The sequence below is a fragment of the Pseudomonas sp. JL23 genome, from assembly GCF_056933585.1.
This window is the reverse complement of record NZ_CM167795.1, coordinates 4,792,310-4,806,586: the sequence shown is the minus strand read 5'-3', so window position 1 is coordinate 4,806,586 and position 14,277 is coordinate 4,792,310. Positions and strand designations below refer to the sequence as shown.

13 protein-coding genes are annotated in these 14,277 nt (G+C 61.1%); 6 read left to right on the top strand and 7 right to left on the bottom strand.

Annotation, left to right across the window (positions count from 1 at the left end; all coding sequences use genetic code 11):
* Window positions 1–59: 59 nt before the first annotated feature.
* Complete coding sequence (locus AC1Z24_RS22155) at window positions 60–848, bottom strand: lysostaphin resistance A-like protein (RefSeq protein WP_483742716.1); 789 nt, start codon at window positions 846–848, stop codon at window positions 60–62.
* A 193-nt stretch (window positions 849–1,041) separates the two neighbouring features.
* Window positions 1,042–3,795 (bottom strand): aconitate hydratase AcnA, encoded by a 2,754-nt coding sequence (gene acnA, locus AC1Z24_RS22150; RefSeq protein ID WP_483742715.1) that lies wholly within the window; start codon window positions 3,793–3,795, stop codon window positions 1,042–1,044.
* A gap of 184 nt (window positions 3,796–3,979) precedes the next feature.
* On the opposite strand from acnA, the gene rlmM reads away from it, so the two are divergent.
* The 3 genes from rlmM to pdxB all read left to right on the top strand — a co-directional run bounded on the left by rlmM (window position 3,980) and on the right by pdxB (window position 6,678).
* Window positions 3,980–5,044 carry a 23S rRNA (cytidine(2498)-2'-O)-methyltransferase RlmM gene (gene rlmM / locus AC1Z24_RS22145; RefSeq protein ID WP_483742714.1) on the top strand — a complete coding sequence of 355 codons (1,065 nt, stop codon included), beginning with the start codon at window positions 3,980–3,982 and terminating at the stop codon, window positions 5,042–5,044.
* A gap of 189 nt (window positions 5,045–5,233) precedes the next feature.
* Window positions 5,234–5,488, top strand: a complete 255-nt coding sequence (gene tusA, locus AC1Z24_RS22140) for a sulfurtransferase TusA (protein WP_259101816.1) — start codon at window positions 5,234–5,236, stop codon at window positions 5,486–5,488.
* Between the two features lie 50 nt (window positions 5,489–5,538).
* Complete coding sequence (gene pdxB, locus AC1Z24_RS22135; RefSeq protein WP_483742713.1) at window positions 5,539–6,678, top strand: 4-phosphoerythronate dehydrogenase PdxB; 1,140 nt, start codon at window positions 5,539–5,541, stop codon at window positions 6,676–6,678.
* Between the two features lie 178 nt (window positions 6,679–6,856).
* On the opposite strand, the gene AC1Z24_RS22130 is transcribed toward pdxB, so the two are convergent.
* Window positions 6,857–7,033 carry a PA1571 family protein gene (locus AC1Z24_RS22130; protein ID WP_483742712.1) on the bottom strand — a complete coding sequence of 59 codons (177 nt, stop codon included), beginning with the start codon at window positions 7,031–7,033 and terminating at the stop codon, window positions 6,857–6,859.
* 274 nt (window positions 7,034–7,307) lie between these two features.
* Between AC1Z24_RS22130 and AC1Z24_RS22125 the strand changes: the two genes are divergently transcribed.
* Window positions 7,308–9,083 carry an ABC transporter transmembrane domain-containing protein gene (locus tag AC1Z24_RS22125; protein ID WP_483742711.1) on the top strand — a complete coding sequence of 592 codons (1,776 nt, stop codon included), beginning with the start codon at window positions 7,308–7,310 and terminating at the stop codon, window positions 9,081–9,083.
* A 137-nt stretch (window positions 9,084–9,220) separates the two neighbouring features.
* Here AC1Z24_RS22125 and ppnP read toward each other — a convergent pair whose 3' ends face one another.
* Together ppnP and AC1Z24_RS22115 are read right to left on the bottom strand one after the other, a co-directional pair.
* Complete coding sequence (gene ppnP / locus AC1Z24_RS22120) at window positions 9,221–9,502, bottom strand: pyrimidine/purine nucleoside phosphorylase (RefSeq protein WP_483742710.1); 282 nt, start codon at window positions 9,500–9,502, stop codon at window positions 9,221–9,223.
* Window positions 9,503–9,589: 87 nt separating this feature from the next.
* Window positions 9,590–10,132 (bottom strand): 3'-5' exonuclease, encoded by a 543-nt coding sequence (locus AC1Z24_RS22115; RefSeq protein WP_483742709.1) that lies wholly within the window; start codon window positions 10,130–10,132, stop codon window positions 9,590–9,592.
* Between the two features lie 377 nt (window positions 10,133–10,509).
* Here AC1Z24_RS22115 and AC1Z24_RS22110 point away from each other — a divergent pair, with 377 nt between their 5' ends.
* Window positions 10,510–11,337 (top strand): substrate-binding periplasmic protein, encoded by an 828-nt coding sequence (locus tag AC1Z24_RS22110; protein WP_483746685.1) that lies wholly within the window; start codon window positions 10,510–10,512, stop codon window positions 11,335–11,337.
* A 118-nt stretch (window positions 11,338–11,455) separates the two neighbouring features.
* Here AC1Z24_RS22110 and AC1Z24_RS22105 read toward each other — a convergent pair whose 3' ends face one another.
* Both AC1Z24_RS22105 and eat read right to left on the bottom strand, forming a co-directional pair.
* Window positions 11,456–11,623, bottom strand: coding sequence for a DUF2897 family protein (locus AC1Z24_RS22105; protein WP_259101801.1), 168 nt, complete (start codon window positions 11,621–11,623; stop codon window positions 11,456–11,458).
* Between the two features lie 88 nt (window positions 11,624–11,711).
* On the bottom strand, window positions 11,712–13,076 hold the full coding sequence (gene eat / locus AC1Z24_RS22100) for an ethanolamine permease (RefSeq protein ID WP_259101799.1): 1,365 nt from the start codon (window positions 13,074–13,076) through the stop codon (window positions 11,712–11,714).
* A 407-nt stretch (window positions 13,077–13,483) separates the two neighbouring features.
* On the opposite strand from eat, the gene pyrF reads away from it, so the two are divergent.
* On the top strand, window positions 13,484–14,185 hold the full coding sequence (pyrF, locus tag AC1Z24_RS22095; protein WP_483742708.1) for an orotidine-5'-phosphate decarboxylase: 702 nt from the start codon (window positions 13,484–13,486) through the stop codon (window positions 14,183–14,185).
* Window positions 14,186–14,277 lie beyond the last annotated feature (92 nt).

The window sequence follows — 14,277 nt, the reverse complement described above, 5'->3', positions numbered from 1 at the left end:
TAAATTGAGACGAAGGGTGGGTGACGATCACTGCACACTCGTTTGAGTGCAAGGGCCGTTCACTCCAGCATCGGGTAGCTGAACAGGCCGAAATGCGCCAGATTCAAGCCGAAATGAGTGAGGACTGCCGCCGGGAGGCCGCCCCATCGATAAGCCACGCCGTAGCCGACACCGGCCAATGTCGCGAGGAACATCCATTGCCATCCACCTCCAATGTGGGCCAGCCCGAACAGTGCCGCAGCGCACCCCAGGGCCAGGGTGTCGCCCTGTGCGATCCCTTTGAATAAACGTTGCAAGCCGCCTTGAATATAGCCACGAAACAGCAGCTCTTCCGTCAGGCTTACCAAAAGCAGGTTATTTGCCAGCCATAGTGCCGCTGTATCCGGCCATTTTGGCGACCAGATAACGACCCCCAGAAACATCGCCAGCGTCATGCAGATCACCGTGGTGAGTAGCAGCATGAGCAATGTGATCTGCAGCGCGCGCCCAGCAGACTCGCCGGTTGCCACCCATGGGCAGGCCAGCAGCAGCCAGAAGCCGATCAACGGTTTGTCGAGGTTGAGGTTCATTGTGAAAGGCGCGGCCTCAGGGCTCAGACGCACCGCCGTTATCACTCTGGCGTTGGCAAAACCGGGCAGCCAGTGAGCCGCCAGGGCAATGGCCAGCACCACAAACAGGCCGTGACCGAGCCGGCGGACATGATTGGGTTGCGTGGGGCGGATGCAGATAACCGCCACGGCGAGCAAGGCAAAAGCGAGAACTGCCCAGGGTTGCAATTGACCGTAAGCCAGGGCAAGGCCGTAGCCCAGGGCGAGTAAAACAAAAGCGGTCCAGCGGATAACAGGCAAGACAAACTCCAGAGCGCCGTTCAGGGCGGAGCGCAGTTTAGCCCTGAATGGTGACTGGAGGGGTGCTACTTTGGGTGTAGGTGTTACGCCGAACCGTTGGAGCGAGGCTTACCCGCGAAGGAACCTCGCAGAGTATCAGGCAAGTGGCGCCATACCTTTCGCGGGCAAGCCTCGCTCCAACGGGATCCGCCATTCAGGCCGCAGCGTTACCAATCAACTGCCGCAACACATAATGCAGAATCCCTCCCGCCTTGAAGTACTCAACTTCATTGAGCGTGTCGATCCGGCACAGCACATCAAGGCTTTCCCGGCTGCCGTCCTCACGCACGATTTCCAAGGCCAGGCTCATCCCCGGTTGCAGGTCGGCGTTGCTCAGGCCGCTGATATTCAGGGTTTCCTTGCCGCTGAGCTTGAGGGTCTTGCGGCTCTGACCATTTTTGAATTGCAACGGCAGTACGCCCATGCCCACCAGATTGGAGCGGTGGATGCGTTCGAAGCTTTCGGCCAGTACCGCCTTGACCCCCAGCAGGTTGGTGCCCTTGGCGGCCCAGTCGCGGCTGGAGCCGGTGCCGTATTCTTGCCCTGCGATCACCACCAATGGCGTGCCTTCGCTCTGATAGCGCATGGCAGCATCGTAGATCGGCAGCTTTTCGTCGGTCGGCACATGCAGAGTAAAACCGCCTTCCTCCCCACCGAGCATCTCGTTGCGGATGCGGATATTGGCAAAGGTGCCGCGCATCATCACTTGATGATTGCCCCGGCGCGAGCCATAGGAGTTGAAGTCCCGGGGCTCCACGCCTTGCTGGCGCAGGTAGCGGCCTGCCGGGCTGTCGGCTTTGATATTGCCGGCCGGGGAAATATGGTCGGTGGTCACCGAGTCGCCGAGCAGGGCGAGAACCCGTGCGCCGCCGATGTCTGCGATGACCGGCGGCGGCCCGCCGATATCTTCGAAGAACGGCGGATGCTGGATATAAGTGGAGTCATCCTGCCAGACATAGGTCGCGGCCTGAGGCACTTCAATGGCTTGCCACTGGGCGTCGCCGGCGAACACTTCGGCGTATTCCTTGTGGAACATGCCGGTATTGACCTGCTCCACGGCGGCGGCGATTTCTTTCTGGGTCGGCCAGATATCGCGCAGATACACCGGCTGGCCGTCGGATCCGGTGCCCAGAGGTTCACTGCTCAAATCGATGCGCACACTGCCTGCCAGGGCGTAGGCCACGACCAGGGGTGGGGAGGCCAGCCAGTTGGTCTTGACCAGCGGGTGCACACGGCCTTCGAAGTTGCGGTTACCGGACAGCACCGAGGCCACGGTCAGGTCAGAGGTCTGAATGGCTTTCTCGATGGGCTCCGGCAGCGGCCCGGAGTTGCCAATGCAAGTGGTGCAGCCGTAGCCGACCAGATCGAAGCCCAGGGCGTCGAGGTATTGGGTCAGCCCGGCGGCGTTGTAGTAGTCGGTGACGACCTTGGAGCCTGGGGCCAGGGAGCTTTTCACCCAGGGCTTGCGTTGCAGACCTTTCTCCACGGCCTTCTTCGCCACCAGACCCGCCGCCATCATCACGCTGGGGTTGGACGTGTTGGTGCAGGAGGTGATCGCGGCGATGACCACGGCGCCGTTTTTCAGGCGATAGGTATGGCCTTCATATTCATAGTCGGCTTCGCCCGTGACCTGATCGGCATTACCGACCGCAACACCGCCGCCGCCTTCGCTTTCCAGGCGGCTTTCCGCATGTTTGGGCGGCGCCAGTTGCAGGCCGAGGAAGTCAGTGAAGGCCTGCGGCACGGCGGGCAGGGCGACGCGGTCCTGCGGGCGTTTCGGCCCGGCGAGACTGGCGACGACTTGGTCCATGTCCAGTTCCAGGCTGTCGCTGAACGCCGGTTCCGCCCCCGGCAGGCGCCACAGCCCCTGAGCCTTGCAGTAGGCTTCGACCAGCTTGACGGTTTCAGTCGGACGTCCGGACAGGCGCAGGTAGTCCAGGGTTACATCATCGACCGGGAAGAACCCGCAGGTCGCACCGTATTCCGGGGCCATATTGGCCAGGGTCGCGCGGTCGGCCAGGGGCAGATCAGCCAGGCCATCGCCATAAAATTCGACGAATTTGCCCACTACGCCTTTTTTGCGCAGCATTTGCGTGACGGTCAGCACCAGGTCGGTCGCGGTGATGCCCTCTTTGAGCTTGCCGGTCAGTTTGAAGCCGATCACTTCGGGGATCAGCATCGACACCGGCTGGCCGAGCATCGCCGCTTCCGCCTCGATGCCGCCCACGCCCCAGCCGAGTACGCCGAGGCCGTTGATCATGGTGGTGTGGGAGTCGGTGCCGACCAGGGTGTCGGGGAAGGCATAGGTGCGGCCGTCTTCGTCCTTGGTCCAGACCGTGCGACCGAGGTATTCCAGATTGACCTGATGGCAGATGCCGGTGCCCGGCGGCACCACGCTGAAGTTGTCGAAGGCGCTCTGGCCCCAGCGCAGGAAGGCGTAGCGCTCGCCGTTACGCTGCATTTCGATATCAACGTTCTCGCCAAAGGCCTCGGCATTGCCGAACTTGTCGACCATGACCGAGTGGTCGATGACCAGGTCCACTGGCGACAGCGGATTGATCCGCTGTGGGTCGCCGCCAGCCTTGGCCACGGCGGCGCGCATGGCGGCCAGGTCGACCACCGCCGGCACACCGGTAAAGTCCTGCATCAATACCCGCGCCGGACGGTATTGAATCTCCCGGTCCGAGCTGCGCGTGCCGAGCCAGGCGGCCAGGGCCTTGAGGTCGTCGCCGGTGACGGTCTTGCCGTCCTCCCAGCGCAGCAGATTTTCCAGCAGCACTTTCAGGGACATGGGCAGCTTGTCCAGATCGCCCAGGCTGCGGGCGGCGTCAGGCAAGCTGAAGTAGTGGTAGGTCTTGTTATCGACTTGCAGGGTCTTGAGGCTTTTCAGGCTATCGAGCGAAGACATGAAAATAACTCCCGAACGGTCCGCACGGTTACGGACTGGATGAGGGGCGCCAAATGACGGCGTTATCAGGCTGGTTCTATGCACTGGACCGCTTCGCAGCGCCAGTGGTTCCTGATTCGGCTATCATGCGCGCCTTTGAAGTCTGTGGGGTGACGCCCCGGCCACCTGGTTTTTGGAGTTGCCCATGAACACCCTGTTGATGCATTGCCGGCCCGGTTTCGAGGGGGAGGTCTGCTCGGAAATCGCTGAACACGCCGCCCGCCTGAATGTCGCCGGTTATGCCAAGGCCAAACCGAACAGCGCCTGTGCCGAATTCATCTGCACCGAGCCGGACGGTGCCGAGCGCCTGATGCAGGGCCAGCGTTTTGCCGAGCTGATCTTCCCCCGGCAATGGGCGCGCGGGGTGTTCGTCGACCTGCCGGAAACCGACCGCATCAGCGTGATTCTGGCGCAGATGGCCGATTTTCCGGTGTGCGGCAGCCTGTGGCTGGAAGTGGTGGACACCAACGATGGCAAGGAACTGTCGACCTTCTGCAAGAAGTTTGAGGCGCCGTTGCGCAAGGCCCTGACCCAGGCTGGCAAATTGCAGGACGACCCGCGCAAGCCGCGCCTGCTGTTGACCTTCAAGAGCGGTCGCGAGGTTTTCCTCGGTATGGCCGATGCCGGTAACTCAGCCATGTGGCCCATGGGCATCCCGCGCCTGAAGTTCCCTCGCGAGGCACCGAGCCGCTCGACCCTGAAGCTGGAAGAGGCCTGGCACCACTTCATTCCCCGTGACCAGTGGGACGAGCGCCTGTCCAGCGATATGACCGGCGTCGACCTCGGTGCCGCGCCGGGCGGTTGGACTTATCAACTGGTACGCCGGGGCATGTTGGTCACCGCGATCGACAATGGGCCGATGGCCGAAAGCCTGATGGACACCGGTATGGTCCAGCACCTGATGGCGGACGGCTTTACCTACAAGCCACGCCAACCGGTGGACTGGATGGTCTGCGATATCGTCGAGAAACCCGCGCGCAACGCCGCCTTGCTGGAAACCTGGCTGGGCGAAGGGCTGTGCCGCGAGGCGGTGGTCAACCTCAAACTGCCGATGAAACAGCGCTACGCCGAAGTGCGTCGCCTGCTCGAACGCATCGAAGACGGCTTTCGCGAGCGCGGGGTCAAGGTTTCCATTGGTTGCAAGCAGCTGTATCACGACCGCGAGGAAGTCACCTGTCATTTGCGGCGCCTGGATATCAAGCGCAAATAGAATTAACCAGGCTCGTTGGAGCGAGGCTTGCCCGCGAAGATGCCTGTAAATTCAATACATTTTCATCGTCTGAGATATTGCTTTCGCGGGCAAGCCTCGCTCCAACGGGAGTGGCGGGTCAGAACCGGCTGCCCGGTGGCTGCCTGGCCGTAATTGAGCGACAATGCCCGCCAGTTTTTGGAGTCCCTCATGCCTGAATCCATCGAAAGCCTTGCCGTGGACGCTGTCCTCGATGCCAGCGGCCTCAACTGCCCTGAGCCGGTGATGATGCTGCACCAGAAAGTCCGCGATCTGCCTGCGGGCGGCCTGCTCAAGGTCATTGCCACCGACCCCTCGACCCGCCGTGATATTCCCAAGTTCTGCGTATTCCTCGGCCATGAGCTGGTCGAGCAGCAGGCCCAGGAAGGCACGTTCCTGTACTGGATCCGCAAGAAGCAGGATTGATCCTGTTATCCGCCCTGCGCTATGCACCTGTCTCTGCCTGGAGTTCCACCATGCGAATCGTTGCTGACGAAAATATCCCGCTGCTCGATGCGTTCTTCGGTCATCTGGGCGATATCCATCGTCTGCCGGGCCGTTCCATCGACCGTGCGGCGGTGGCCGAGGCCGATATCCTGCTGGTGCGTTCGGTCACCCCGGTGACCCGGCAACTGCTCGAAGGCTGCCCGGTGCGTTTTGTCGGCACCTGCACCATCGGCACCGATCATCTGGATCTGGATTATTTCGCCGAGGCGGGCATCCAGTGGTCCAGCGCTCCGGGCTGCAACGCCCGTGGCGTGGTGGACTATGTGCTGGGCAGCCTGCTGACCCTGGCGGAGATCGAAGGCGCCGACCTGGCTACGCGCACCTATGGCGTGGTCGGAGCCGGTCAGGTCGGCGGGCGTCTGGTCAAGGTCCTGCAGGGTCTGGGTTGGAAGGTATTGGTGTGCGACCCGGTGCGTCAGACAGCCGAAGGTGGCGATTTCGTCAGCCTTGAGCAGATCATCGAGCAATGCGACGCCATCAGCCTGCACACGCCCCTGGACAAGGGCGGCGAACACCCGACCTGGCACTTGTTCGATGCGGCTCGCCTGCGCCAATTGCGCCAGGGTTGCTGGCTGATCAACGCCAGTCGCGGGCCGGTGGTGGACAACGCTGCGCTGCACGAAGTGCTGCTTGATCGCGAAGACCTGCAAGCGGTACTGGATGTCTGGGAGGGCGAGCCGGAGGTCAATACCAGGCTGGCCGACCTGTGTGTGATCGGCACTCCGCACATTGCCGGTTACAGCCTGGACGGCCGCCAGCGCGGCACTGCGCAGATCTATCAGGCGCTGTGTGCATTCCTTGGCCAGCCTGCAGCAATCAATCTTGCCGACCTGTTGCCGCAGCCGTGGCTCACCGAAGTCACCCTGGACAGTCGCACCGACCCGACCTGGGCCTTGAATATGCTGTGTCGCGGTGTCTACGACCCGCGCCGCGACGATGCGGATTTCCGCCGCAGCCTGGTCGGTGAAGTCAGCCAGCCACTGGCCTTTGACGCCCTGCGCAAGCATTACCCGCCGCGTCGCGAGATCGATGGGTTGACGGTGCGGATCAACGGGGAGGCTGCGCAGTTGGTGCAGTTGGTCACGGCCCTGGGTGCAACTCTGGTGTAACGACGGGCACCGTTGGAGCGAGGCTTGCCCGCGAAGGGCGTAACGCGGTGTGCCTGATACGCCGCATCGTCAGGTTCGCGGGCGAGCCTCGCTCCAACGAATCTGTGTTTATCATTCGGTCTTCGAGAAAAGAAAAACCCGACAACTGGGTCGGGTTTCAAGTGTTTTTCTTGTCGCATCAATCTTGTTTTTCCGGTTTGACCCAGTGCTTGTCGCATTCCTGGCAGGCGGCCTGAACCATCTCTTCGGTAATCAGGATTTCCCGCCCGTCCTTGTCGAGTACCGCCCCGCCTACATGGAGGTTAGGGTTGGCTCGAACGACCTGGACTTGATTACTGCAGTCTTGCAAGCTCATGGTCTTTCTCCTCATCGGCTCATCAGGTAGTGCTCAAGCTACTGTCGCTTGATGACCACGCCATGACATCGGCGTATGCCTCAAGTACATCTCCAGTCCACCAGAAACGGTAACTGGCTGCCAGTGTCGGCTTAGATCAATCCAATCTAAAACCCTGACTATTAACCTGACTCGTCTCGTCCCGCAGAGTTCATCCTTGCGGTTGCCGACGTGACCGGGGATTAGGTGTAGGCTCTGGCGCTCACGTGTTCAGCCACAGGCTGATGGAGGCTTCATGGTCGCAGTGTTTTCCGGGCGTCAGCGTCAGGCAATCCGTCTCGCGGCGCAGTTTCTCGCGCCTTATCGCTGGCGGGCATTCGGGGCTCTGGTGGCATTGATCGTCACTGCCGGCATCACCCTGTACATGGGCCAGGGCATCCGACTGATGGTCGATCACGGCTTCATGACCCGCTCGCCGCAAATGCTCAACGAATCCATCGGCCTGTTCATGTTGCTGGTCGTGGCCTTGGCCATCGGCACCTTCTCGCGGTTCTATCTGGTGTCGTGGATTGGCGAACGGGTAGTGGCGGACCTGCGCAAGAAGGTCTTCGACCATCTGATCGACCTGCATCCGGGCTTCTATGAGAACAACCGCAGCTCCGAGATCCAGTCGCGCCTGACTGCCGACACCACGCTCTTGCAGTCGGTAATCGGCTCGTCGCTGTCGATGTTCCTGCGCAACGTGCTGATGGTCATCGGCGGGATCATCCTGCTGTTCATCACCAATCCCAAGTTGACCAGTATTGTGGTGGTGGCGCTGCCCCTGGTAGTGGCGCCGATCCTGATTTTCGGTCGTCGCGTGCGCTCGCTGTCGCGCCAGAGCCAGGACCGTGTCGCTGATGTCGGCAGTTATGTCGCCGAGGCCCTGGGCCAGATCAAGACGGTGCAGGCCTACAACCACCAGCAGCAGGACAAGCAACGCTTCGCCGTGACTGCCGAGGAGGCCTTCGAGACCGCGCGCAAACGCATTTTGCAGCGTTCCTGGCTGATTACCCTGGTGATCGTATTGGTGCTGGGGGCGGTGGCGGTAATGCTCTGGGTCGGCGGCATGGACGTGATCGAGGGCACCATCTCCAGTGGCGAGCTGGCGGCATTCGTGTTCTACAGCCTGATCGTCGGCAGCTCCTTCGGCACCCTCAGTGAGGTCCTCGGCGAGCTGCAACGGGCAGCCGGTGCGGCTGAGCGCATTGGTGAGCTGTTGCAGGCGCGCAGTGAAATTCATGCGCCGGTCAGCGATCTGCTGAGCCTGCCGCAGCGGGTCAGTGGCAATCTGGAGTTGCAGGGCGTCAGCTTTGCCTACCCGTCACGGCCCGAGCGCAACGCCGTCGATGCCCTGAGCCTGATTATCAATGCCGGCGAGACCCTGGCCCTGGTCGGGCCTTCAGGCGCCGGCAAGTCGACCCTGTTTGATCTGTTGCTGCGTTTCTATGATCCGCAGCAGGGCCAGGTGCTTATCGAGGGCATGCCGATTCAGCGTCTTGATCCTCTCGACCTGCGTCGCTGTTTTGCCCTGGTCTCCCAGAGCCCGGCGCTGTTCTTCGGCAGCGTCGAGGACAACATCCGTTACGGCAACCCGGCGGCGACCTTCGAACAGGTCGAAGCGGCGGCGCGCATTGCCCATGCCCATGAGTTCATCATGGAACTGGCGGATGGCTACAAGACCCATCTGGGCGACGGCGGCCTGGGTCTGTCCGGCGGGCAGCGTCAACGGCTGGCGATTGCAAGGGCGCTGGTAGTGGATGCGCCGATCCTGCTGCTGGACGAAGCCACCAGCGCGCTGGATGCACAGAGTGAGTATCTGATTCAGGAGGCCTTGCCGAGCCTGATGCAGGGCCGCACGACCCTGGTCATCGCCCACCGCCTGGCCACCGTGCAGAATGCCGACCGCATTGCGGTGATCGATCAGGGGCGTCTGGTGGCGGTAGGCACGCATCAGCAACTGATCGCCAGTAACCCGCTGTATGCGCGGCTGGCGGCATTGCAATTCAATGCGCGGGATGGCGCATCCTAGGAGGGCGTGGCAGCTGTGGGACCGGCTTTAGCCGGGAAGACAATAGGGCAGGCGATAGAAATGTATCGGTCATACCTGCGCCTTCCCGGCTAAAGCCGGTCCCACATTGATCCTGTGTTATCCAGCCTGGTGCAGTCTTAGCGATATTCACACAGGTAAGCAGTATCCACAGCCACTTTAAGCTGGAACTTGCTGTTGGCCGGCACATTGAACTGGCTGCCGGACTTGAAGGTTTCCCAGTCGCTGCTGTCTGGAAGCTTGACGGTCAGTTCGCCCGAGATCACATGCATGATTTCGCGCTTGGCTGTGCCGAACTCGTATTCGCCGGCAGCCATCACACCAATGGTCGCTTCGCCTTCAGCCTGGGCGAAAGCGATGGATTTCACGGTGCCATCGAAGTATTCGTTGACTTTGAACATGGGTATTCCTCGGACAAGGGGCAAAAAGAGGCGGCCAGTATGCCCAAGGTACCCGTTACCGTCACCCCTCAAGCAAGTGAGTCTTATTCAGCGCGGCAGGATCAACGGCAGTAACCGCCCGGTGTTGCGTGCGTCGGCCAGGGCGCGGTGCTGCTGCCCGCTGAACTGCATTCCGGCCAGCTGCAACGCGGCATTCAGGCCTGGCGCGCGTTGCAGTTGGCGGGCCTGGGCGAAGCGCTGCTTGAGGTTGACGTAGGGCATGCCGGTCAGCACGCTGGTCAGCTCGTGCTGGCGCCATTGCTCTTCCAGTTGGTGCTTGTCGTATTCCCCCCAACTGGCCCAGCCCATCACTCTGGGTTGATGATGAGCCAGCCAGCGCTCGAACTGCGGCCATACCGTATCCAGTGGCGCAGCAGTGTCGATATTGTCCTGGGTAATGTGGGTCAGTTCGCGACAGAAGTGAGTCAGCAGAGGGCGCCGCTGCGGGCGGACAAAGCGTTCGAAGTGGTCCAGCTCGCGTCCGTCCTGATTGACCAGTGTGGCGCCGATCTCAATGATTTCCATTTCAGCCACGGGCCAGCCACCTTCTTCGGTGGTCGCCTCCAGATCAATAACCAGCCAGTGCGGCATATCAAGCTCCTCTTTCGCGTTTCAGTGCAGCGTAGACACTTAAAGTCCGCTCTGCCCGGTGCGCTGATGCAGTGCCGGGATTGTGCGCAATGCCATCTGGACAAGCATCAGGCCATCAAGTGCCCGTCTCGTCGTGTCTGTATGGACTGTGCACATATGTGCTTTTTTGGGATTATTTTTCAGAGGCGATTCGCCTGCGAGGTTTATAGCGCAGGCCTTCTCATCCCGGCCCTGCTGGGCGAAAAAGGCGTTATGCCAGCATCGAGGTCAAGAGGTGCTTCACAAAAGCCTCGCAGCGGGCTGATTTGCCAGTTGTTTAATCGTCAGAAACCTCCTAGCTTAGCCAGTATCCCTAATCCACGGAGGTTGCAGTCTTGATGTTTTCGCCGGTACGGACTGCCTTCAAGGGCGTGTTTTTGGCTGCCGTGGCAATGCTGGCGCTACCGGTCAGCGCCGAGCAGATTGTGCGGATCGGGGCCGCGCATTTTCCGCCTTATACGATTCGCCCGGAAAAGGGTGCCGACACCGGTCTGTTGCCGGAGCTGGTCGAGTCCCTGAATGCCGCTCAGAGCGATTACAAGTTTGTCCTGGTGCCAACCTCGATTCCTCGACGTTTCCGCGATTTCGAGCAGGGCCGCACCGACATGGCCATCTTCGAAAATCCCGAGTGGGGCTGGCAGGACATTCCCCACGTTGCTGTGGATATGGGCCTTGAAGACGCCGAGATCTTTGTTGCCAGCAAGGCACCGGGCCGCGACCAGAGCTACTTCAATGATCTGAAGGGCAAGCGCCTGGCGCTGTTTGCCGGGTATCACTACGCCTTTGCCCAGTTCAATCCGGACCCCAAGTACCTGGCCGATCACTTCAATGTCAGCCTGACGTATTCCCACGACAGCAATCTGCTGATGATTCTGCGCGGGCGGGCGGATATTGCTTTGGTGACGCGCTCCTACCTCAGTGATTTCATGGCGCGCAATCGTGACGAGGCCCGCCAGCTGATGCCATCTGAGCGCGTTGATCAGGTGTATCGCCATTACGCGCTGCTGAGTCCGAAAGCTGCCATTACCGGGCCGCAGTTTGCTGACTTGCTCAAGAAACTGCGCGACAACGGCCAGATGCTGAAGATATTCCAGCCGTTTCGCATAGCGGTGACGCCGTTGGCGTCCAATGGGGTGGTGGCGGGGGTGGGGGTCAGTAAGCTCTGATCGGCACTTCCTGTGGGACCGGCTTTAGCCGGGAAGGCAATGGCACAGACGAAGAAGATATATCGACGGTAGCGCGTTTTTCCCGGCTAAAGCCGGTCCCACAGAGTTTGTGTATGTGTTAACGATTACGCGCGTCCTGCGCGTCGGCTTCGGCGTTGCGCTCATGCACGCGCCTCAGCTGTTCTTCGGTGAGGGGCAGCTTCTTCGCCGAGTCCCTGAGCATCATCAGGCCACCGACGATCGAGCCGATCGCAACCAACAGTATTAACCAGGCATACCAGGGCATAGGGTTCTCCTTCTTGTGATACCCGTTTGAGCCTTTGCAGCGCCCAATGGTTCAAGTCTAGATCCGTATGCCCCTTCTTGTACGATCCTTACAGGCCAGTGAGCATCGCGTCGCTCGGCGCGGCAGCACGGGAGTGTGCGGTCAGGCTGAAGTAGATGAAGCCCGCCACCATGAATCCGAGGAAGATCAGGCCGATCAGCACGTTGAACCAGGCCATGGCGATCAGGCAGACCACCGCCAGGACCAGGGCAATGCCGGGCACGATCGGGTAGCCGGGGGCACGGAAGGTACGCTCCAGGTTGGGTTCGGTCTTGCGCAGCTTGAACAGGCTAAGCATGCTCATGATGTACATGACGATGGCGCCGAACACCGCCATGGTGATCATGGCCGCGGTCAGGGTCAGGCCGCCGAGGTTGATCAGGCCGTCGCTGTAGACCGCCGCGATGCCGATGATGCCGCCGGCGATAATGGCGCGGTGCGGGGTCTGGAAGCGTGAAAGTTTGGCCAGTGACGCCGGCAGGTAACCGGCGCGGGCGAGGGCGAAAAACTGTCGCGAGTAGCCGAGGATGATGCCGTGGAAGCTGGCGACCAGGCCGAACAGACCGATCCACACCAGCATGTGCAGCCAGCCGGAGCTTTCGCCTACGACGGTTTTCATGGCCTGGGGCAGCGGGTCGTTGATGTTCGACAGCGTACGCCAATCACCTACGCCACCGGCGAAGACCATCACACCCAGGGCCAGCAGGACCAAGGTGATGATGCCGCTGATATAGGCCTTGGGAATGGTGCGCTTGGGGTCCTTGGCTTCTTCGGCCGCCATGGCCGCGCCTTCGATGGCGAGGAAGAACCAGATGGCAAAGGGGATGGCCGCAAACATCCCGGCAATGGCCGGGGCGCTGAAGGTATCGGAACCGGCCCAGCCATTGAGGGCGAAGTTGCTGAAGCTGAACGCCGGGGCGACCACGCCCATGAATACCAGTAGCTCCAGTACTGCAAGGATGCACACCACCAGTTCAAAGGTGGCCGCCAGCTGCACGCCAAGGATATTCAGGGCCATGAACACGATATAGGCACCGACTGCCGCATGCCGTGGGTCCAGGGCCGGGAATTGCACGTTGAGATAGGCGCCGATGGCCAGGGCGATCGCTGGTGGCGCGAAAACGAACTCGATCAGCGTCGCCAGCCCGGCGATCAGCCCGCCTTTTTCGCCGAAGGCGCGACGGCTGTAGGCAAACGGACCGCCCGCATGGGGAATGGCGGTGGTCAGTTCGGTAAAGCTGAAGATGAAACAGGTGTACATCGCCGCGACCATCAGGGACGTCAGCAGAAAGCCGAGGGTCCCGGCCACGCCCCAGCCATAACTCCAGCCAAAGTATTCGCCGGAGATCACCAGTCCAACGGCAATCCCCCACAAATGCAGGGTGCCCAACGTGGGTTTCAGTTGTGTACTCATGATCTTGCTCCCTAGAGTTTGAGACATCAGGGGGCCGATTGCATCGGTCATGCCAGCGGCAAGTGGATGTGTCGCAATGTTTCAAAAGTCGTCGCAAGCAGAACGGTTCTCGTTAACGAGACGTCAGGGCGGCCGTCATTGGTGCGGGCCATGCCCGGCGCAGGTGCGTTTTTGTGGGTTAAAAGGAGCCACTGGGATCAGGTGGGACCGGCTTTAGCCGGGAAAACAATGGTACAAACCCCGAAGATAGGGTGAATGTACCTGCGCCTCCCGGCTAAAGCCGGTCCCACGGTTCAGTCCATAGGTTGGATGGATGCGAGAGCAGACCTGCCGTCCCGAACGCATACCGATCATCGCCAGCTTCAGCTACAATGCGCGCCGATTTCGACTTGCCTGAGACCCCGCCCATGTCCGTCTGCCAGACTCCTATCATCGTCGCCCTGGATTTCCCTACCCGTGACGCCGCGCTGCAGCTGGCCGATCAACTTGATCCGAAGCTGTGCCGGGTCAAAGTCGGCAAGGAGCTGTTTACCAGCAGTGCGTCGGGCATTGTCGAGACCCTGTGCGACAAGGGCTTCGAGGTGTTCCTGGACCTGAAATTCCACGATATCCCCAACACCACGGCAATGGCGGTGAAGGCCGCGGCGGAAATGGGCGTGTGGATGGTCAACGTGCATTGCTCCGGTGGCCTGCGCATGATGGCGGCCTGCCGTGATGTGCTGGATCAGCGCAGCGGTGCCAAGCCTCTGCTGATCGGCGTGACTGTGCTGACCAGCATGGAGCGTGAAGACCTGGCAGGTATTGGTCTGGATATCGAGCCCCAGGAGCAGGTCCTGCGCCTTGCCGCCCTGGCGGAAAAAGCCGGTATGGACGGACTGGTCTGCTCGGCCCTGGAAGCCCAGGCGCTCAAGGCGGCACACCCGTCGCTGCAACTGGTTACCCCCGGCATTCGCCCGGCGGGCAGTGCCCAGGACGACCAGCGCCGCATCCTGACCCCGCGTCAGGCGCTGGACGCCGGTTCCGATTATCTGGTAATCGGTCGTCCGATCAGCCAGGCGGCCGATCCGGCCAAGGCCCTGGCTGCTGTGGTTGCCGAGCTGGCGAGTTAATCAAGTTTTTGTGGGACCGGCTTTAGCCGGGAAAGGGACGGTACTGCCGATAGATTTTCTTCGCCTTTGCCACCGCCTTCCCGGCTAAAGCC

Coding starts and splice junctions, on each gene's coding strand:
- AC1Z24_RS22110 (WP_483746685.1), top strand. CDS start 10,510: ATGTTTTCGCCGGTACGGACTGCCTTCAAGGGCGTGTTTTTGGCTGCC.
- AC1Z24_RS22125 (WP_483742711.1), top strand. CDS start 7,308: ATGGTCGCAGTGTTTTCCGGGCGTCAGCGTCAGGCAATCCGTCTCGCG.
- eat (WP_259101799.1), bottom strand. CDS start 13,076: ATGAGTACACAACTGAAACCCACGTTGGGCACCCTGCATTTGTGGGGG.
- acnA (WP_483742715.1), bottom strand. CDS start 3,795: ATGTCTTCGCTCGATAGCCTGAAAAGCCTCAAGACCCTGCAAGTCGAT.
- pyrF (WP_483742708.1), top strand. CDS start 13,484: ATGTCCGTCTGCCAGACTCCTATCATCGTCGCCCTGGATTTCCCTACC.
- pdxB (WP_483742713.1), top strand. CDS start 5,539: ATGCGAATCGTTGCTGACGAAAATATCCCGCTGCTCGATGCGTTCTTC.
- AC1Z24_RS22115 (WP_483742709.1), bottom strand. CDS start 10,132: ATGCCGCACTGGCTGGTTATTGATCTGGAGGCGACCACCGAAGAAGGT.
- ppnP (WP_483742710.1), bottom strand. CDS start 9,502: ATGTTCAAAGTCAACGAATACTTCGATGGCACCGTGAAATCCATCGCT.
- tusA (WP_259101816.1), top strand. CDS start 5,234: ATGCCTGAATCCATCGAAAGCCTTGCCGTGGACGCTGTCCTCGATGCC.
- AC1Z24_RS22130 (WP_483742712.1), bottom strand. CDS start 7,033: ATGAGCTTGCAAGACTGCAGTAATCAAGTCCAGGTCGTTCGAGCCAAC.
- AC1Z24_RS22105 (WP_259101801.1), bottom strand. CDS start 11,623: ATGCCCTGGTATGCCTGGTTAATACTGTTGGTTGCGATCGGCTCGATC.
- rlmM (WP_483742714.1), top strand. CDS start 3,980: ATGAACACCCTGTTGATGCATTGCCGGCCCGGTTTCGAGGGGGAGGTC.